We start from the raw sequence: 18373 nt of genomic DNA on the forward strand, positions 1-18373 counted from the left end.
GATGTTTTAAATATTTTTAAAAAAAATAAATTAACTCTTATTTCTGAAAGAGGAGAAAGAGATCTTTTAGGATCAATAAAGCAATATAAAAATATTAAGATTTTATATCTTCATGCAAGAGAGATTATAGAAAGACTTGGAGATGGATCTTTGGATATTGGTTTCTCCGGTTTTGATTTATTAAAAGAGAGCGAAATTAATAATCAAAAGAAAATTAATGTTATTAAAAAATATGATTTTGGCAAAGCTACATTGGTAGTTGCAATTCCTGATCCATGGATAGATGTACAAACAATTGCAGATTTAGAGGAAATTGCATTTGAATTTAAAGATAAGAAAAAGAAAAGATTACGAGTAGCCACAAAATATCCAAATTTAACTAGGGATTTTTTATTCTCTAAAGGTGTTACACAATTTAGGTTAGTTAAAAGTTTAGGAGCTACTGAGGCCTATCCTTTTATTGGATCTGCTGAATTGATTACTGATATTACATCTACAGGTGAGACCTTAAAAGCGAATAATCTACGTATCTTAAAGGATGGTGAAATTTTAAAATCTGAAGCTTGTCTTTTAACTTCAAAAAAAAATGTAAAGAAAAAGCGATTAAACAATTTAATTAAATTACTTTCCAAGTAATTTATCTTTAAAGTAAATTAAAATAATCTTTATTATATCTAAATTTCTAATTATCGCATATAGAGCGATCATCACTCCAATAACAAACAATACTTTTAAAACCAAAAAAAAATCCATATTTATTAATTATTTTTTAAAAATAATAACCAATCTTAGTATCTCATAGTAATCTAGTAATAAGTTGATTTCCATTAAAACACGTATATCTTTAAAAGTATGGATACGATTCTACTAATAATTCTAGTTATACTACTTGGTGCAACTTTAGGTATTTTATACTTAAATTTAAGGTCAAAACCTAAAGATGAGAATGAGAATAAAGAAGCTGAGGAATTAGCTAATTTAAATGCTGAAATAATGAGGTTAAAGGATAGCCTTAATTCTACAATTAATACATCGCTTAGTTCAATGTCTACTTCATTTAATTCTTTATCAACCGGAGTTACAAAGGATATGACTGAGGCCTTAACCAAAGTAGATGAGAAAGTTGGTAACTTTAATGAGCAAGTTAAATTATTAAATCAAAGCCAAGAGGGGATTACTAAAATTTTAGCAGGGGTTAAAAAGTATGGAACTTTGGCTGAATATTCTTTGGATGCGTTAATTAAAGATTTGTTACCAGCATCTCAATTCATGACAAATGTCAAAATGAAAGAGGATACTAGTGAAAACGTAGAATTTGCAATCAAGCTTCAAGGAGATGTCTTGGTTCCAGTAGACTCTCATTTTCCAGTAGAAAAATTCAAAACCATCACTGATGCATATGATGCAGATGATAAAAAAGCAGTTGCAGATGCTAGAACAAAATTAGCAAGTGCATTTAAGGCCAAAGCAAAAAGTGTTATGGAAAAATACATTGTTCCACCAAAAACAACTGATTTTGCAATAGTGTATGCACCAACTGAAAGTCTTTATAAAGAATTAACTGAATATCAAGATCCAAGCACAAAAGAATTATTAACCCAAGAATTGATGAAAAAATATAAAATTGTAATTTGCGGCCCTAATACTCTTTCAGCCTATTTACAGTCTTTACATATGGGATTTCAATCCCTTAAGGTTCAAAAGGGTGCAACAGAAATTTATAACCACTTAAAAACAATCAGTACAAGGTTTGCAAAGCATTTTGATAACGTCATAGTTTTAAGAAAAAAACTAGAAGAGGCTATGAACGTAGTCGATAAGTTTGGAACTGATGCAAGATCAATCACAAGAACTTTAGAAAATATTAAAGATCCCGAGCAAGTTGAAAAAGCTGTACTGACAGAGAACGTTGAAAAATTTGTTGAGAGAAATAAACAGCTTAAAAAATAATTTCTTTTTTCACATATTACCGACTATAAGAAATCAAATGCGTTGGAATAAAAAATACAACTATCCATCAAGTTCAAGAGCTACCGAAGATGGAATAAGAAGATATGTTTTAGGAGAAGCAAAATTACCAAGTGTAACTTCAATACTTGATGCAACAAAGTCAGAGGAAGATAAAGCAGCCTTAGCAAATTGGCGAGAAAGAACTGGCCACAAAGAAGCTGAAGCAATTACAAAAGCAGCCAGTAGTAGAGGTTCTCAGATGCACAGCTATTTAGAGTCTTTTCTATTAGGAAGAGAAAATTTAAGTTTCTTTGAGGATAATGAACAATATAAAAAAATGGCAAAAGAAATAATTGATAAAGGTTTAACAAACAGATTAGAGGAAATATATGGTGTGGAATGTACAATGCATTATCCTGAAAGATATGCAGGTACAGCAGATTGCGTTGGTGTTTATGAGGGAAAAGAAACTATTATTGATTTTAAACAATCCAATAAACCAAAAAAAGCTGAGTATATAGATTCTTGGTTTTTACAAACAGCTGCTTATTCATTAGCTCATAATGTCGTTTACAATTCAAATATCAATGCTTGCGTTATTCTTGTTTGCACAGTAGATAATTTGTTTCAAAAGTTTAAAATTCAAGGACCTGAATTAGTAACTTATCAAAATTTATTTCTTGGAAGACTTAAAAAGTTTAATGAACTCACAAATTTGGAGTAATATAAATAATGGATAAAATAGTAATCTATGATACCGAAACAACCAATAGCACTATTTGGGGATCAATAATTGAAGTAGGTGCTGTCGTTGTTGATAAAAATCTTAAAGAGATTGGAAAATTAAATATCAGAGGCAGAATGCCAGAAGGAGAGGTGCCCAGTGCAAAGGCCTTACTTGTTAATTCAACTAGCATTGATTTACTTACCAAAGGCAATTATTCACATTATGATTTTTTAGGTGCTGTTGAAAATTTTTTCACAAAGTGTGCTCCAGCAGTATTTATGGGTTGGTCAAATTTAAATTTTGATCGAAGAATGTTCCACTTTAATTTTTTTAAGGGTAATAGGTATCCTTATGCCACCCACTCATCGCCCAATAGTGAACATGATGGTTTGCATATAGCTAGAGCAGCCCAAACATTAAACTCAGAGACCCTAAAAACAGAGCTAACCGAAGCAGGTAATCCAAGTCTTGCACTGGAATCTTTATCTAGAATGCAGGGTTTTGACACTTCAGCTAGCCATACGGCATATGTTGATGCACAGAATTCACTAAAGGTACTTAGAATAATTAAAGATAAACATAAAGAAATTTGGGACACGTTTTTAAAAACATCAACAAAGGCAAGTGTTGAAACATTTTTAAAAAATGAGGGTATTTATTCAACATTTGAAAATGTGAAGGGTAGAAATATGATGTATCTTACCAGTACATTACATCCAAATCATTGCTTTCATCCATCTTATGCATCCTGGGGATATGTTTGGGACTTAAGAAGGGATCCTGAACCATTGTTAAATTTACCAGTAAATCAATTACGAGATGTATTAAAAAAATATAGCCCTAAGGCTTTAAGAGTTTTAAAAACTAATAAAGCTCCAGTAATTTTAGATAAACAATTTGCTCTTAAACAAAAACCTTATTCAGATTTAGATTTAGCAACTATTCAAAAAAGGGCTAAACTTGTTAGGGATAATGAAAATTTTTGTAAAAATATTCAAGTTATAAATAGAGAAGCTGCAGAGGAAAAGGAGCAAACAAAAACTCAAGAAGATTTATTACCAGAGGAGACTCTTTATGAAAAATTTATTCCGAATAAAGATACTGCATTATTTAAAACTTGGCACAGTTCATCTTGGGAAGACAAATTAAGATTATTAGATAAGTTTCAAGATAAAAGATGTAGCTGGTTCGGCCAAAAAATTATTTATCAAGAAGCACCACAAATCTTACCACCCGATCTTTATAAAAATATTAAAAGTGAAATTGCCAGAAGAATTTTGAGCAAAAATAAGGAAAAGTGGCAAACTGTTAATATGGCTTACACTGAAATTGATTATTTAAGAGATCAAGCTTCTAATAGAGATGATGAGGAAGAATTAAAAAAATTGGATGAAATAAATGAATTTATAATGTCGATTGAAAAAAAATATGAAATTGCCTAGTTGACTTTATATTGGTAATTTATAAAAAGATTATATGCTAACAGATTTTAAAGATGAAGATTTTGATAACAAAATTAAAAATGAAGATGTTTCTGTAATCCAATTTTCAGCTGCGTGGTGTGGACCATGTAAAGCTTTAAAACCAATCATGGATAAGTTAGCTGTTGAGTATAAAGATAAAGCAGGATTTTATTACGCAGACATTGAAGAAGGTGGAATAAATACCGGTAGTGCCGCTGGAATCAGAGGGGTGCCAACTGTAATTATTTATAAAAAAGGTGTTGAAGTAGATAGAAAAGTTGGTGGTGTACCCGAGAGTCACATGAAAGAATTTTTAGAAAAAAATATCTAATTTAAATTCAAAACTTCCGAACATAGGTATAAAGATCCAGTAATTAGAAGCAGATCTCCTTGATTTAGATTTATGCTTTTAATCGCATCTTCAATACTTTCTTTATAACTTACATTTGGAATATTTTTAAATTTTTCTTTTAGTCGAAGTCCACTAATTGCATTTGGCTGGTTTTTAATATCTACAGTTGTTATTGAGGCGATATCTCTAAAATGGTTAATGTATTTTTCGTGTTCTTTGTTATTCATCATACCAATAATGATATGTTTTTTACAATCTAGGCTTTTTAAATATTCATTTAATACTCTTGCTCCATCTTCATTATGATCCCCAGATATTAAAAAAAGATTGTCTTTAACTAAATCTTTTAATCTACCTGACTCAATTTTTTGAAGTCTTGCAATAGTATTGATTTTTTGGATACCTTTTTTAATATGATGATCTTCAATGCCCAGATCTAAAATTCGCAAAGTTGCAATTGCTGTTGAAATATTTTCTTGTTGAAATTGACCTAAAACATTTGGTTTTGATAATTTTAATCCACCAAATTTATCCTCAAAATAAAAGAATTCATTTTCTCCATTTGAAAATGAAAAATCATCATTAAAAAAATACTTATTAGATTGATTTTGGTGAATAGTCTTTTTTATCTTTTCTAATGTTGAAAGAGGGTATTGTTTTGCAACAATAATATTTGAGTTTAAAAGATTTGAAGTCTTTTCAAAAATAATCTTATCGATTGTTCTTTCATTTTCTGGAAGCCAGTCTAAATGGTCCTTTGATATAGAAGTTACTATACTTGCAAGATTATCTTTTAAAATATTTGTTGCATCAAACCTATGAAATAAACCTGCCTCAATCAGATTAAGATTATCAGGAAATTGAGCTGCCTTATAAAAATAACATGCAGTCAAAATTTCAAAGAATGTTATTGGATTATTCGCATTTACTCTCTCAACCTCCTCAAATAAAGAGGCTAGTTCATCATCTCCAAGTTGTTTGTTGTTAAAAACAAATCTTTCATTTATTTTTTGAATATGAGGACTGGTATAAACATTACACTTAATTCCTGCCTCTTTTAAAATTGAATAACAAGCTTGAATTGTAGAGTTTTTACCATTTGTCCCAACAATACTGATGGCTTTGATTTTATCCTGAGGATTACCAAGTTTTTCACAAAGGTGAATAATTCGATCTAAGCTTAGATCAATTTCTTTTTTATGCAATTTTAGAAAGCGACTGAGTATTTTCTGTAGTTTCATCTTGTTCAGTGCTTATAACAGAATTTTTCTTTAACAATATTGACAATAAAGTTCCAATTTTTTCAGCGAGATGTTTTCTTTCAACAATTAAATCAACAAAACCTGTCTTTTCAACGTATTCACTTTTTTGAAAACCTTCTGGTAATTCCTCTTTAACAGTTCCTTGAATTACTCTTGCTCCAGCAAAAGCGATTAGCGCTCCGGGCTCAGCTATATGAATATCACCTAACATTGCATAGGAAGCTGTAATCCCACCAGCAGTAGGGTCTGTTATACAAACAAGATAAGGAAGATTATTATTTTTTAATTCATTTATTGCTAGTGTAGTTCTTGTCATTTGAGATAAAGAAATTAAACTTTCCATCATTCTCATTCCACCTCCAGCGCTTACACATAGAAAAGGAGTTTTATTCTCAATTGCGTGTTGAATACCGTACAAGAAAGCCTCTCCTTCTGCAGCTGCCATTGATGCACCTAAAAAATCAAAATCAGATGCAACTGCTGTAATTTTAATATCATTGATAACGCCACTTACGACCATCATCCCACAATCCATACCCGTTTTTTTTCTAGCAGATTTCAATCTATCTTTATAGGATTTTGAGTCTGTCCAGTTTAAAGGATCATCTTTTGGGATAGGTGTTTGAAATATCTCGTAATTGTCTTTCCCAAATAAAATATCAAATCTTTGTTTTGGTTTAATTCTATGGTGCTTTTTACAATCAGGGCAAACCCAAAGATTTTCTTCTAAATCTTTTTTTAATATTGGGCCTTTGCAACACGATGTCCAATCACTATTCGCAATGTCCTCTTTTGATGCTCTTTTATGGATTACAGATTTAATTTTTTCACCTGCTTTGATTATTTTAGTGATCCAATTCATCTTATTTTATTTTTTAATTTTCTTACTAACTTACCTACATTTGTGACAGGATTTTGTCTACTATTTAAACTTCTTGTAATTTCTTTACAAATAGCACTTCCCACTACTAATCCGTCAGCAGATTTAAGCTTTCCAATTGTTTTATCTGTAATTCCAAAACCAATCACAATCTCTTTTTTAGGATTAATTTTTTTTATCCTATTGTAATTTTTAAGTATTTCTTTAGGTGATACCTTTAATTTGCCACCTGTAGTACTTAGCATTGATATAAAATAATTCATTGGATGAGAGTTTTGTATAATTTTTTTAAGTCTTTTACTTGTTGTTGTAGGTGATAAAAGTTGAATAAAATAAATTGATTTTTTTTTACATTTTTTTGCGAAATCTTTATTTTCTGGCCAAGGTAAATCTACAACTATTAATCCATTTACTCCTGAGGTTTTACATTTTTTTAAAAAGTTGTTATCTCCATATTGAAAAATCATATTATAGTAACCCATTAATATTATAGGTTTGTTTTTATCAAATTTTTTAAAATCTCTAACAATCCTAAATATATCGTTTATTTTAATACCCTTTTTAATTGCTCTATACGCGCTAGTTTGAATTTGGCTTCCATCTGCAACAGGAGTGTTGTGGGGTACACCTAATTCTAAAATGTCTGCATTTTTAGATATAGATTTTAATATATCCAAGGACTGTTTTTTTGAGCCATCACCCGCAACAGTGTAGGTTAATAAGGCCGGTCTGTTTTCTGCCCTTGCTTTTTTGAACGCAAAACTAATTGGATTTAACATATTTTTTGCCTAATCTTTCTTCTAAAATTCCTCGGTCTTTATAAGCATCGCCACAGCTATTAATTACTACCACAGTATTTTTGCTAAGTTTTTTTGCCTCTTTAAGAGCGACAAAAAAAGCATGGCTTGGTTCTAAGGATGGTCTTAAATCCTCAAATTTAGTCACAAGTTTAAAAGCACTTAAAGCTTCTTCGTCACTTGCAGCTGTATATCTGGCTCTTTTTGTATCTTTTAAAAAACAATGGAGTGGAGAAATTCCAGGATAATCAAGTCCTGCAGAAATTGACTCAGTCTCTTCAATTTGTCCATCTGAGTTTTGATTAACGTACTGAGCTGCGCCATGAAGTATACCAATCTTCGAACCATAGGTTAAAGGTGCTGCATGTTTTTTACTTTTTGCAGGTCCACCAGCTTCTACCCCAATAAACTCAACTTGTTTTTTATCATAATCCATAAATTCATTCCAAAATCCAAAGCTCGAACTCCCGCCCCCAACACAATTGTATAACTTAAGTTTTTTTGGAATTGATCCAAATTCCTCAATTAGTTGTACTTTTAACTCTCTTGAAATTTGGCTTGTGCTCCATCCACATATACGAACAAAAACTGCTGGACCAACAGTACTACCAACACACATTGCTGTTGTATCACAATTTGCAACCCAGAATCTCATACACTCTGAGACAGCATCTACAAGTGTTTGACTTCCTGAATAGACTGGTATTACTTCAGCACCATTTTTTTTCATTGCTTTTACATTTGGTTGTTGTCTAGCAATATCCTTTGCGCCCATGAATATCTTACATTTTAAACCAAATTTTTTGGCAGCCATACTTAACATTTTTCCAGCATACCCAGCACCAGTATCTCCACATATTATTTTTTTACCAGATCGTTTTGCAAGCAAACAGTGAACAGTAGCGTTATAGATTTTATGGGCTCCTCCATTTGCATCTGACACAACTTTAGACCAAATTTGAGCACCACCAATGTAATTTGTGAGATTTTTAAGTCTTATAAACCTTGTGGGAGCCCCAACCCACTTTTTAAAATATTTATCTCTTTCAGCAATGAATCTTTTATCTTTTTTAAGTTTATTAAATAAAATTTCCAAATCTTCGATTGGCTTTTTTAAAGTCTCAGGAACATAGTTTCCTCCGAATTTGCCCCCCCAAAATCCAAGTGAATTCCCTTGATCAATTACTGGAATTTTTTTTTTAAGTCTCATGTTTTCTCAAATAAATTTAACAATTTATCAATTTTATTGATATCTTTTTTTCCATTTTGATCCTCTAATGCGCCACTAAGATCAACAATAAATTCTTTATTTTTCAAATTAGGTATATCATTTATTTGAATATTTCCTGCAATCATTTTATTCAATTCACTAGGTACATCATCTAGTAAACTATGATCAAAACTTTCAGATTTATCGTAACCTTTTGAGTCAAATAAAATTATATCAGAAATTTCTGAATAATCTTTATATTTAATAACATCATCTTTACTGGAAATAGTAAGAGCTGTAATTATTTTCTTTTTGAATTTAGATTTAATTTCTTGTGTTCGTTCAGGACTCACATCATAAAGTTGATAATAATCAAAATGAAAATCTTTAATTTTTTCCAAAATCTCATCATTTGGATTTACTAGCACTGAAACAAAATTTACTTGTTTTTTATCTAAATTAATTAAATCTTTCAATTTTTCATATTCAACAAATCTTTTACTTTTTTCATAGTTTGTAATGAAACCTATCATTATCGGTTTATAATTGTGATTTAAAATATAGTTTAAAGTTTCAGGATCTGAGATCCCGCAAATTTTTAAACCTTTAATCATTGGTTTAGGTGGTCGATTAGATTTTTAATATTTTTTTTGATATTCCCTTTGGTTATGGGCCTTCCCATTACAAGCCAGTCGCTGCCATTTTTATAAGCTTGTTTAGGAGTTAAAACTCTTTTTTGATCATTTGATTTAGAATTAAATCTTATACCCGGAGTTATGATTTCTTTTTTAAATACCTTTTTAACTAGTTTAACCTCGTGAGCGCTACATACTATTGCATCTAATTTAGCTTTATTTGCTAGTCTTGCCTGATGAAGAACTAATTTTTTTACATCTTTATTAAATCCAATATCTTTTAATGCCTTATTGTCCAATGATGTGAGAATTGTCACCCCAATTAATTTTATTTTTCCTGAAACTTTTTTTGTTGCTTTTAAGGCCTCTAAGCCAGAACTTATGTGTATAGTCAAATAATTAATTTTTAAATCCTTCATCGCTTTAACGGCTGATGCACAAGTATTTGGGATATCATGAAGTTTCAGATCTGCAAATATTGTCTTATTCCTTAATTTAGATAGAAAGGATCTACCATCTTTAGAGTTAAGAAATTCAAGTCCAAATTTGTAACCTACTTTTATTTTTGAATTTTGAGTTTCACTGATAATTTTTTTAATTATTGAAATTTTAGTGTTATCACAAGCTATAAAAATTTTATTCTTTTTCATTATTTAGCTTTTTAAATAGGTCTTTAGACATTTTCCATTTAATTGTTTTTTTTTGGGGCACACTCACTTTTTGCCCTGTTTTAGGATTTCTTCTAATAGACGCTTTTTGAATATTTGAGCGAAAAGTTCCAAAATTTCTTAATTCTACACCTTCATTTCTTCTTAGTGTATCTTTAATCTCTTTGAGAATTATTTCTGTAACTTTATTGAGATCTTGAATTAAAAAATTTGGGAAGGATTTTTTGAGTTCCTTAATAAGCTCTGATTTTACAATAGCCAATTTGATTTAATTAATTATTTTTTTTTTTTATCTTTCTTTTTTAAATCTTCTGATAATGATGAAAAAGGTAAATTTTTTCCAGAACCTTCTGTTCCATATTTCTCTAAAGCCTCTTTTTTTTCTATCTCTTCTAAAAGTTTAATACTAAGAGTAACTTTTCTTTTTTCTTTATCTAGGTCTGCAATAGCACAATCTATTCTTTCCCCTCCTGTAAATCTTGAAGTTCTTGTATCAGCAGCATTTATTGCAATATTAGATTTTTTAATTGGAAAATCCATATTACATCCCTCAGGTCTAACTATTAATCCTTTAGAGTCTGTTGAAATGATCTTGACAGTTATCGTCTGTTGAATTTTTTTATCTTTAAACCAATCAAACGGATCTGGAAGGGTCTGTCTATGACCAACTCTTATTTTTTGTTCAGAAACTTTAATTTCCAAGACCTTAACATTAATTTTATCTCCCTTTTTATAGTTATTGAGTTCTTGCTCACCATTATTTGAGTAGGTTAAATCGTTACAATGTAAAAATGCGTCAATTTCTAGATTTCCAATCTTTATAAATAATGAATATTCATTTTTGTTTACCACTTCTCCCTCAGTAATTGATCCAACTGGGAATTTTTTTTCAAAAACTTCAAACGGATTTTCTAATGCTAACTTGTGTGAAATTGCAACTCTTCTCTTATCTTGATCTATTTCAGTAATAACACAATTTATTACATCATTGACTTTAAACATTTTTTTTGCGGAGGCATTTTTTTTATTCCAACTAAGTTCACTTGAATGAAGTAATGTAGTGAGCCCAGGTTCTAACTCACAAAACGCACCAAAGTCCATAATTTTAACAACTTTAACTTTGTAAACTTTATTTAATTCATAATTTTGAATATGTTCAAAAGGATCTGGTGATAACTGTTTTACGCTACAACCGACTTGTTGTTTTTCTTTATCAACTGATATTACTTTCAGATCATGTTTTTCTCCAATATTAAAAACTTCATCTGGATGATTAACTCTTGAATAAGAAATCTCTTGTAAGTGCACTAAGACGTCTAGCTCTCCATTTACATTAAAAAAACATCCAAAGCTGCTGTAACCTTTTACCTCAGCTCCCTTAATTATATCTCCAACTTTATATTTTTCTATGATCTTAGCCTTATCCTCTTTTTTAAAAGAAGAAATAATCTCTCTTCTAGATACACAAGCGTTTCCTCTTACTCTATCTAATTTAATTAATGCAAATTTTTGTGGCTCGTTCATTAAGTGACTAATATCTTTTAGTGGCTTGTCACTAATTTGAGATCCAGGCAAAAACATCAGAGAGCCGGTATCAATATGCTCTACTATACACCCACCTTTGCACTTAGAAGTTATTTTACCCATTATAGGTTCATTTTTTTCATAGGCTTCGACAAGCTTATCCCATCCTTTTATTTTTTGAGCTTTATTTGCTGAAACTAAAACTTCCCCATTTTTATCCTCAATTTTTTCTAATAATACTGCAATTGTCTCACCTAATTTTATTTTATCACCCAAACCCATACTTTTAAGTTCGTTTATATCTAATACTGGCTCACTTTTTAAACCTTCAACAAATAGAAAAACAAATTTGTCAGTAATTTTATTGATTTTTCCCTCAATTATTTTTCCCTCTTCAATCTGGGTTTTTGAAAGTTTAGAATTTAATAATTTTTCGAATTCCTTTGATGCAGGGTTTGATAGATCTTTATAAATTTCCATTAATTAATAATTTTTTGTCTATAATTTTTTTTAATTTTAAAAAACACGATCTTTTAGATAAATTTGAGGTATTTATCAATATAGAATCTTTAGTTTTCTTAAGGGGCGAAATTTGTCTATTATAGTCACTTTTGTCACGTTTTTGGATACTTTTTAGAACTGCCGAGTATGAAACTTTTTTTTTTAATTTTTTTAATTCAAGATACCTCCTTCTGGCTCTAATTTTTAAATTTGCAGTAACAAAAAATTTAAAATCAGCATCGGGGACAATCTTATATGTTATATCTCTACCATCTAAGCAAGAACCATTAAATTTTTTTGGAGGTTTATAGGCACAATTTATTTGGAAAGAATGAACAAGTTTTCTTATATTTCTGTCTTTGGCAATTGTAGCAGCTTCACTACCAACCTCATCAGAAAGTAATTTTTTATCTTGTAATTTTTTTAAATTTAATTTTTTAATTCTTTTTTTTAAAAATTTTATATTAAATCTTTTTTTTTGATAAATCTTAATAAAAGCTATCATTCTATAAATTTTACCTGTGTCTAAATATAAAAGATTATAATATTTTGAAATTGATTTAGCCAAAGTTCCTGCTCCTGCTGCAGCAGGAGAGTCAATTGCAACTTTTATAAATTTTTTTTTATTCTTCATTATTTGAATGTTTTTATTAATTTTAAGAAAGATGGAAATGAAGTTTTAATTGCATCTTTATCATGAATATGCCACTCACCACCAAAAGATAAAGCGGCTATAACGCTGGTCATAAAAACCCTGTGATCTTTTAGATATTTTTGGATTTTAATCTTTTTATTAACTTTTAAATTGGGATTGCCAAAAATTCTAATAGAGTTATTTTTTGTGATAACTTTAACACCCATCATTCTTAAAATTTTTGAACCCCATTTTAATCTTGGACTTTCTTTTTTATCAAGTTCCTCTAAATTTTTAAAAGTAGACACACCTTTAGCTTTAGCAGCTATTAAAAAAATAATTAAAAATTCGTCTATAGCCTCACTATTCAAACTTGGTGGACAATTAATAGACTTAAGATTTTTTGGACTTTCCACAAAAACATCTGCAATTGCTTCTCCTTTATAAATTCTTTTATTTATAAGCAAAATTTTTACTCCCATTTTTTTTAAAATTGAAACAATACCGATTCTTGTTGGGTTTACATTTATATTTTTAATAATAAGCTTTGATTTTTTTGAAAGCACAGTAAGGGCGATAAAGAAAGCGCCTGAGCTAATGTCTGAGGGAATTTTATAATTTATCGGTTTAATTTCTTTTACTTTGCGAATTTCTATAATATCAAAATTTTTATTTTTTTTTATTCTAATTGGTAATTTTAAATACTTGAAGAGAAGTTCGGTGTGATTTCTAGATTTTTTTGCTTTAATGAAAGTTTTTCCATCAGCTTTAATTCCACCAAAAATAACACTACTTTTACATTGTGCCGAACCTTTATTTTCAAAAAATTTAATTGGTTTTAAATTTTGAGATCCTTTTATTACAAGTGGTAAATTACAATTATTTTTAAGTTGGAATGAGGCTCCGAACTTACTTAGAGGTTTCGCAACTCTTTTAAAATCTCTTTTCGATAAACTTTTATCGCCAACAATTTTTATCGGGTAAGTAGTATCAATTAAAATCCCTGAGATTAATCTTCCAAGAGTTCCAGAATTATGAGCATTAATTGTTAGATATTTTTTGTATTTATAACCCCTTACACCTACGCCATAAATTTTACAAATATTGTCTTTTAAAACAACCTTAACACCCAATTTTTTAATTGCATTTATAGCTGCTAATACGTCTTCAGACATTAATAAATTTCTTGCTTTTGAGACTCCATTGGAAAGAGATGAAATAAGTACCCATCTAATACTGATACTTTTATCACCAGGTATTGAAATTTTTCTGTAAAAGTTTGAAATTTTTTTTTTAAAAATGATTTTGTTTGGCATTAAGTGTTAATTAAATTTAAAACTATTACCAAAATAAGCATTTCTCGCATTAATATCTTTAACAAGATTCGAAGGTGTATCTTGTGCAATCACTTTACAATTACTTAAAATCATAGCAACATCAACACAAGCTAATAAATCTCTTGCTTGATGATCGCATATACAAATAGTAATTTGATTTTCCTGTTGTAAATTTACAATAATTTCCTGTAGCATCTTTATTGTTAACACATCCAATGCTGCAAAACATTCATCTAATAAAAGTACTCTTGGGTTACTCAAAAGTGATAGAGAAATTACAAGTTTCTTTTTCTGTCCACCTGATAAAAATTTTGCTTTAATGTTTTTAATATTTTCAAGCTCAAATTTTGATAATAAATAATCAATTCTTTCCTGTCTTATATTTTTATCCTCTATAACAATTTCGCTTATAGCCTTTAAATTATCATGAAGAGTTAAGTCACTAAAAAACCCACCATATTGAGGAACATAACCTACTCTAAATTTCTTGGTTCTTAAATATATCGGGCTCTTTGTTACATCCTCACCGTCGATTTTGATTTTTCCATATTTTGGACTTATAAGTCCTGTTATTAAATTAAATATTGTTGATTTTCCAACTCCATTTGGACCAAGCATACCAAAAATTTGACCTTCATTAATTTTAAAACTTATATTATCTAAAATTATTCTATTTCCATAAGCAAGAGTTACATTATTAAATTCAATAATAGTTTTAATTTTTTTGAAAGATTTTATACGAAATTTTTTAATTAATGCCATTTTAATTTAAAGATCTAATATTAACTTTTTTATCTTCTTCGTACATAAATATTTTTATATTTTTTGTCTCGACATTCATCTCAATCACATCAGCCTTAAGCGAACTTGTATCATTTTCTAAGATTACACCTTTAGAAATTATCATTAAATTTTTGTCCAATGAAAAATCAAGATAATCTCCTGTAATTTTATTATCTAAATAGGTAATTATTACATTTTTCGAAAAAATAGTATCATAATTATTAATATTATATTTTCCAAAGTCCGATGAGATTTCTATGAATTTGTAATTTTTAAGTTTTATATTTGCTTTGACTGATTTTAAAAAAATGTAATTACTCTCATTTTGGTCAATAATACCCTCATTTGCTTTTAAAAAGTATTCATTCCCTTTTATATCTTTTGCAGAATAGCTAACATCTTCTATTATGTTTGAACTTTCAATTTGTTCCTCAGAAATTTCTATATTTTCTTTTTCGACTAATTCTATTTTTGTTTTTTTTTCAATTAGCTTTTTTTCGTCTGTTGTAACATAGAAAAAAAATAAAAAAGAAAAAAAAAAGATTATAAAAAAAATTCCTAAAATAATTTTTTTTCTCATTAGGAAATGTTTGATTGCAATATATTATGAATATGGAGAACCCCTATGGTTTTGAGTTTATTTTTTTTATCGTAAACACATAAGGAAGTAATCTTTTTATTATTCATTAGAGCAAGTGCTTTTACTGCTAATTCATTTTTATCGATACCAATAGGATTTTTAGTCATAATCTCTCTTACTGAAATATTGTGAAGATTTTGATTTTTTTGACTAAATCTTCTTAGCTCACCATCAGTAATTATACCTTTGGTTAATTTCTTTTTATTCCTAACTAACAAAAAGCCTAATTTTTTTGAGCTTAAAATTTTTAATGCATCTCTCATTTTAAAATTTTCACTTACGAATGGAATTGCATTATCTTTAAGCATTATATCTTCTACAGTTTTCAATTTAGCTCCTAAACTTCCCGCAGGATGAATTTGTTTAAAATCTTTTTTGTTAAACTTTCTATGTTTCATCGTTGCGATTGCCAAAGCATCACCCAAGGCTAATTGGGAAGTTGTACTTGAAGTTGGTATTATACTTCCTGCCTCGATTGCTTTAGGAATGAATAATTTTATATCTGCTGATTTGTAAAGAACTGAATTTTTTTGTGAAACTACACCAATTAGTAAAATTTTATTTCTCTTGGCGTATTGAATAATATTTTTTAACTCATTTGTTTCACCTGAATTACTAATTAAAATCAAAATATCTTTTTTTGAAATACTTCCTAAATCTCCATGAGAAGAGTCGCTTGCTGAGAGATAAAATGCTGGGGTACCAACTGAAGACAAGGTTGAGGCAATTTTATTTGCAATTAATCCACTTTTTCCAACGCCACATAAAATTATCTTTGATTGGCACTTTAATATTTGTTGGACTGCCAGGTTAAAGGACTCATTAATACTTCGTTTTAATTTGATTAATGCTTTGATTTCAAGATCAATTACTTCTTTGGCAACTTTAATAAATTTTGTTTTTTTCATCTAGTGGGACCATATATCATCCTTAAATAAAGCCAAATCAAGTTCTACTCTTGTTTTTAAAAATTTAAGACAATCTTTATATAAATTAATTCTTTTTTCTCTCTCTAATATTTTATTCAACTCAGCGTGAATTCTATGAAGATAAATAACATCGTTAGCACAATATTTCATTTGAGCAGGTGTTAAGTCACCTCCAAAATCTGAATTCTGAAATTGTTTACTTATATCTACATTTATAAACTCTTTAATCAAAGTTTTTAGTGAGTGATTATCAGCATAACTTCTTGCTAAACGACTTGCGATTTTAGTGTCAAGAATGTTATTTGTTTCGGTTTTTAAATAATATTTTATATGAGCCATATCCGCTCTACCATAATGAAAAATTTTTGTAATTTTATCGTCACTTAACATTTTTATTAGGTTTGGCGCATGATAGTTTGATCTATTAAGCTGAATTATATGTGCATCGGAATTACCTGTTGAAATTTGAATTAAACATAAAGGATCACGTCTGACATTTAGACCCATAAACTCACCATCAACAGCTATTACGTTGCCTAATTCCAAATCATCTGGTAAGTCATTTTTGTGAAGTTTAATATCAATATTCATTTAAGTATCTTATATATATGAAAGGAAAAAATTGTCTAATTTTTGGTGGAAGTGGTCAAATTGGACGTCATCTAATAAGAAAGCTAACAAAAAATGACTTTAAAGTTATTGTTGTTACCAGGAACATTCATCAAAAGGGCCACATCATAAAAACCCAAGGAAATGCTGGATATATAGATATTGTTGAGGCAAATATTTTCGATGAAGATAAAATTAAAAATCTATTTAATAAAGCAGATATTTGCATAAATTTAATAGGTATTTTATTCGAAAAAAAAGGTAGTTCCTTTAAAAATATTCATACAGTGTTTCCCTCGCTTCTTGCAAAATTATGTAAGCAAAATAATTTGAAACATTTAATTCATTTATCTGCATTAGGAATTAATGAAGCAACGAACTCTGATTATGCAAAAAGCAAACTAGAGGGTGAGAAAGAAATATTAAAAAATTTTCCTTTATCAACAATTTTAAGACCGTCGGTAGTTTATTCTGTCGATGATAACTTTACAACTAGCTTTATGACGCTATTGAACAGACTTCCATTATTTCCACTTTATTATAATGGAAAAACAAAGTTTATGCCTATTCATTCCTCAGATTTAGTTGATATTATATACAATATTATTTCAAAAAATATTTCTTCTCAAATAATTGAGTGTGTAGGCACTGAGACCCTAACATTAAAGGAAATAATTGAAAAATTGTTAAATCTTATTGGTAAAAAAAGAATTTTATTGCCTTTACCTTTATTTTTAGGAAAATTATCTGCAAAATTTTTTCAATTATTTCCAAAACCTTTACTTACTGAGGATCAGCTTAGACTTTTAAATTATGATAATATTGTATCAGGAAAGTATAAAACAAATACAGATATTGGATTTCCAGCTAAAAGTTTATTTGAAAAAGAAGTAGAAAAGTATTGTTATATGTGGAGACAAGGTGGTCAATTCTCAAAAAAAAATCTCTCTTAAAAAAAAATTTAAGCTGACTTGATTTTTTTTTCTATAAATTCTGGCACTTCATCTTTATCTGTCACATCATCTTTTTTACCTTTTGGCTGATAAGCATAAAGTAAATGAAGTTTACAATAAGAAAAATCTTTTAATGATGTACGACCGCAAAAATAAAAATCCTTTTCATTTGGATGACCAATAGGCCACTTACAAGAGTTTTCATCCAATTCTTCGAGTGTTTTAGGATTTTCAGGCTCAAAATCTTTTTCAATTATTAAGGATTTAAATTTACTTCTTCTTCCTCGTTTTAATTTAACATTTTTATTATCAACTGAATTTTCATAATTTTCATTAGAGGTTGCAGACCTTGTTTTTATTTTTGCTGAAAGATTTAGTCGGTGAGCTTTACCTATAACTGCATTTCGACTAATACCACCTATTATCTCTGCAATTTGACTTGCAGTATTGCCTTTACCCCATAATTCCTTAAGTTTTGCTACTTTTTCATCTGTCCAACTCATAATAAATCTATATTTA

General features: G+C 28.9%; 21 protein-coding genes. 6 read left to right on the forward strand and 15 right to left on the reverse strand.

What is annotated here, in order from left to right:
* The 5 genes from hisG to ACTT83_RS05150 form a co-directional block, all read left to right on the forward strand.
* Positions 1 to 636, forward strand: a 636-nt coding sequence (hisG, locus tag ACTT83_RS05130) for an ATP phosphoribosyltransferase (RefSeq protein ID WP_440919035.1), incomplete at its 5' end; no start/stop codon positions are given.
* 216 nt (positions 637 to 852) lie between these two features.
* Positions 853 to 1950: a DNA recombination protein RmuC gene (locus ACTT83_RS05135; RefSeq protein ID WP_440919036.1), complete on the forward strand. Its 1098-nt coding sequence runs from the start codon at positions 853 to 855 to the stop codon at positions 1948 to 1950.
* Positions 1951 to 1987: 37 nt separating this feature from the next.
* A complete protein-coding gene (locus ACTT83_RS05140; RefSeq protein WP_440919037.1) occupies positions 1988 to 2674 on the forward strand; it encodes a hypothetical protein in 687 nt (228 codons plus the stop codon).
* An 8-nt stretch (positions 2675 to 2682) separates the two neighbouring features.
* Positions 2683 to 4119: an exonuclease domain-containing protein gene (locus tag ACTT83_RS05145; protein WP_440919038.1), complete on the forward strand. Its 1437-nt coding sequence runs from the start codon at positions 2683 to 2685 to the stop codon at positions 4117 to 4119.
* Between the two features lie 34 nt (positions 4120 to 4153).
* Positions 4154 to 4471, forward strand: a complete 318-nt coding sequence (locus tag ACTT83_RS05150; protein ID WP_440919039.1) for a thioredoxin family protein — start codon at positions 4154 to 4156, stop codon at positions 4469 to 4471.
* On the opposite strand, the gene ACTT83_RS05155 is transcribed toward ACTT83_RS05150, so the two are convergent.
* From ACTT83_RS05155 to ACTT83_RS05220, 14 genes are read right to left on the reverse strand one after another with little or no spacing between them, the layout of a single operon-like run.
* A complete protein-coding gene (locus ACTT83_RS05155) occupies positions 4468 to 5697 on the reverse strand; it encodes a bifunctional folylpolyglutamate synthase/dihydrofolate synthase (RefSeq protein WP_440919040.1) in 1230 nt (409 codons plus the stop codon). The two genes, ACTT83_RS05150 and ACTT83_RS05155, sit on opposite strands and share 4 nt — an antisense overlap.
* Positions 5690 to 6616 carry an acetyl-CoA carboxylase carboxyltransferase subunit beta gene (locus ACTT83_RS05160; protein WP_440919041.1) on the reverse strand — a complete coding sequence of 309 codons (927 nt, stop codon included), beginning with the start codon at positions 6614 to 6616 and terminating at the stop codon, positions 5690 to 5692. The genes ACTT83_RS05155 and ACTT83_RS05160 overlap by 8 nt, the downstream gene beginning before the upstream one ends.
* Complete coding sequence (gene trpA, locus ACTT83_RS05165) at positions 6613 to 7413, reverse strand: tryptophan synthase subunit alpha (protein ID WP_440919042.1); 801 nt, start codon at positions 7411 to 7413, stop codon at positions 6613 to 6615. The genes ACTT83_RS05160 and trpA overlap by 4 nt, the downstream gene beginning before the upstream one ends.
* Positions 7397 to 8641, reverse strand: a complete 1245-nt coding sequence (locus ACTT83_RS05170; RefSeq protein ID WP_440919043.1) for a tryptophan synthase subunit beta — start codon at positions 8639 to 8641, stop codon at positions 7397 to 7399. The genes trpA and ACTT83_RS05170 overlap by 17 nt, the downstream gene beginning before the upstream one ends.
* Positions 8638 to 9255, reverse strand: coding sequence for a phosphoribosylanthranilate isomerase (locus ACTT83_RS05175; RefSeq protein ID WP_440919044.1), 618 nt, complete (start codon positions 9253 to 9255; stop codon positions 8638 to 8640). Before ACTT83_RS05175 ends, ACTT83_RS05170 begins: the two co-directional genes overlap by 4 nt.
* Complete coding sequence (gene pyrF, locus ACTT83_RS05180; RefSeq protein ID WP_440919045.1) at positions 9252 to 9926, reverse strand: orotidine-5'-phosphate decarboxylase; 675 nt, start codon at positions 9924 to 9926, stop codon at positions 9252 to 9254. Before pyrF ends, ACTT83_RS05175 begins: the two co-directional genes overlap by 4 nt.
* Complete coding sequence (locus ACTT83_RS05185; RefSeq protein WP_440919046.1) at positions 9913 to 10206, reverse strand: HU family DNA-binding protein; 294 nt, start codon at positions 10204 to 10206, stop codon at positions 9913 to 9915. The genes pyrF and ACTT83_RS05185 overlap by 14 nt, the downstream gene beginning before the upstream one ends.
* Before the next feature lie 14 nt (positions 10207 to 10220).
* Positions 10221 to 11948 carry a S1 RNA-binding domain-containing protein gene (locus tag ACTT83_RS05190; protein ID WP_440919047.1) on the reverse strand — a complete coding sequence of 576 codons (1728 nt, stop codon included), beginning with the start codon at positions 11946 to 11948 and terminating at the stop codon, positions 10221 to 10223.
* Positions 11935 to 12603 carry a (d)CMP kinase gene (locus ACTT83_RS05195; RefSeq protein WP_440919048.1) on the reverse strand — a complete coding sequence of 223 codons (669 nt, stop codon included), beginning with the start codon at positions 12601 to 12603 and terminating at the stop codon, positions 11935 to 11937. Before ACTT83_RS05195 ends, ACTT83_RS05190 begins: the two co-directional genes overlap by 14 nt.
* Entirely contained in the window at positions 12603 to 13919 is a 1317-nt protein-coding gene (aroA, locus tag ACTT83_RS05200) for a 3-phosphoshikimate 1-carboxyvinyltransferase (RefSeq protein WP_440919049.1), read from the reverse strand. Before aroA ends, ACTT83_RS05195 begins: the two co-directional genes overlap by 1 nt.
* A gap of 6 nt (positions 13920 to 13925) precedes the next feature.
* Positions 13926 to 14702, reverse strand: a complete 777-nt coding sequence (locus ACTT83_RS05205) for an ATP-binding cassette domain-containing protein (protein WP_440916917.1) — start codon at positions 14700 to 14702, stop codon at positions 13926 to 13928.
* Between the two features lies 1 nt (position 14703).
* Positions 14704 to 15303: an LPS export ABC transporter periplasmic protein LptC gene (lptC, locus tag ACTT83_RS05210; RefSeq protein WP_440919050.1), complete on the reverse strand. Its 600-nt coding sequence runs from the start codon at positions 15301 to 15303 to the stop codon at positions 14704 to 14706.
* Positions 15303 to 16271: a KpsF/GutQ family sugar-phosphate isomerase gene (locus ACTT83_RS05215; protein ID WP_440919051.1), complete on the reverse strand. Its 969-nt coding sequence runs from the start codon at positions 16269 to 16271 to the stop codon at positions 15303 to 15305. Before ACTT83_RS05215 ends, lptC begins: the two co-directional genes overlap by 1 nt.
* Positions 16272 to 16883 (reverse strand): ribonuclease D, encoded by a 612-nt coding sequence (locus tag ACTT83_RS05220; RefSeq protein WP_440919052.1) that lies wholly within the window; start codon positions 16881 to 16883, stop codon positions 16272 to 16274.
* Between the two features lie 17 nt (positions 16884 to 16900).
* Between ACTT83_RS05220 and ACTT83_RS05225 the strand changes: the two genes are divergently transcribed.
* Positions 16901 to 17854, forward strand: a complete 954-nt coding sequence (locus ACTT83_RS05225; protein WP_440919053.1) for a complex I NDUFA9 subunit family protein — start codon at positions 16901 to 16903, stop codon at positions 17852 to 17854.
* Between the two features lie 8 nt (positions 17855 to 17862).
* On the opposite strand, the gene ACTT83_RS05230 is transcribed toward ACTT83_RS05225, so the two are convergent.
* Positions 17863 to 18357, reverse strand: a complete 495-nt coding sequence (locus ACTT83_RS05230) for a GcrA family cell cycle regulator (RefSeq protein ID WP_440916912.1) — start codon at positions 18355 to 18357, stop codon at positions 17863 to 17865.
* Between the last annotated feature and the right edge of the window lie 16 nt (positions 18358 to 18373).

Source organism: Candidatus Pelagibacter sp. (assembly GCF_052049775.1).
Lineage (GTDB): Bacteria > Pseudomonadota > Alphaproteobacteria > Pelagibacterales > Pelagibacteraceae > Pelagibacter.

Excerpts from the sequence above, each read along its gene's own strand:
- ACTT83_RS05135 (WP_440919036.1), top strand. The coding sequence starts at position 853 with ATGGATACGATTCTACTAATAATTCTAGTTATACTACTTGGTGCAACT.
- ACTT83_RS05140 (WP_440919037.1), top strand. The coding sequence starts at position 1,988 with ATGCGTTGGAATAAAAAATACAACTATCCATCAAGTTCAAGAGCTACC.
- ACTT83_RS05145 (WP_440919038.1), top strand. The coding sequence starts at position 2,683 with ATGGATAAAATAGTAATCTATGATACCGAAACAACCAATAGCACTATT.
- ACTT83_RS05150 (WP_440919039.1), top strand. The coding sequence starts at position 4,154 with ATGCTAACAGATTTTAAAGATGAAGATTTTGATAACAAAATTAAAAAT.
- ACTT83_RS05160 (WP_440919041.1), bottom strand. The coding sequence starts at position 6,616 with ATGAATTGGATCACTAAAATAATCAAAGCAGGTGAAAAAATTAAATCT.
- trpA (WP_440919042.1), bottom strand. The coding sequence starts at position 7,413 with ATGTTAAATCCAATTAGTTTTGCGTTCAAAAAAGCAAGGGCAGAAAAC.
- ACTT83_RS05170 (WP_440919043.1), bottom strand. The coding sequence starts at position 8,641 with ATGAGACTTAAAAAAAAAATTCCAGTAATTGATCAAGGGAATTCACTT.
- ACTT83_RS05175 (WP_440919044.1), bottom strand. The coding sequence starts at position 9,255 with ATGATTAAAGGTTTAAAAATTTGCGGGATCTCAGATCCTGAAACTTTA.
- pyrF (WP_440919045.1), bottom strand. The coding sequence starts at position 9,926 with ATGAAAAAGAATAAAATTTTTATAGCTTGTGATAACACTAAAATTTCA.
- ACTT83_RS05190 (WP_440919047.1), bottom strand. The coding sequence starts at position 11,948 with ATGGAAATTTATAAAGATCTATCAAACCCTGCATCAAAGGAATTCGAA.
- ACTT83_RS05195 (WP_440919048.1), bottom strand. The coding sequence starts at position 12,603 with ATGAAGAATAAAAAAAAATTTATAAAAGTTGCAATTGACTCTCCTGCT.
- aroA (WP_440919049.1), bottom strand. The coding sequence starts at position 13,919 with ATGCCAAACAAAATCATTTTTAAAAAAAAAATTTCAAACTTTTACAGA.
- ACTT83_RS05205 (WP_440916917.1), bottom strand. The coding sequence starts at position 14,702 with ATGGCATTAATTAAAAAATTTCGTATAAAATCTTTCAAAAAAATTAAA.
- lptC (WP_440919050.1), bottom strand. The coding sequence starts at position 15,303 with ATGAGAAAAAAAATTATTTTAGGAATTTTTTTTATAATCTTTTTTTTT.
- ACTT83_RS05215 (WP_440919051.1), bottom strand. The coding sequence starts at position 16,271 with ATGAAAAAAACAAAATTTATTAAAGTTGCCAAAGAAGTAATTGATCTT.
- ACTT83_RS05220 (WP_440919052.1), bottom strand. The coding sequence starts at position 16,883 with ATGAATATTGATATTAAACTTCACAAAAATGACTTACCAGATGATTTG.
- ACTT83_RS05225 (WP_440919053.1), top strand. The coding sequence starts at position 16,901 with ATGAAAGGAAAAAATTGTCTAATTTTTGGTGGAAGTGGTCAAATTGGA.
- ACTT83_RS05230 (WP_440916912.1), bottom strand. The coding sequence starts at position 18,357 with ATGAGTTGGACAGATGAAAAAGTAGCAAAACTTAAGGAATTATGGGGT.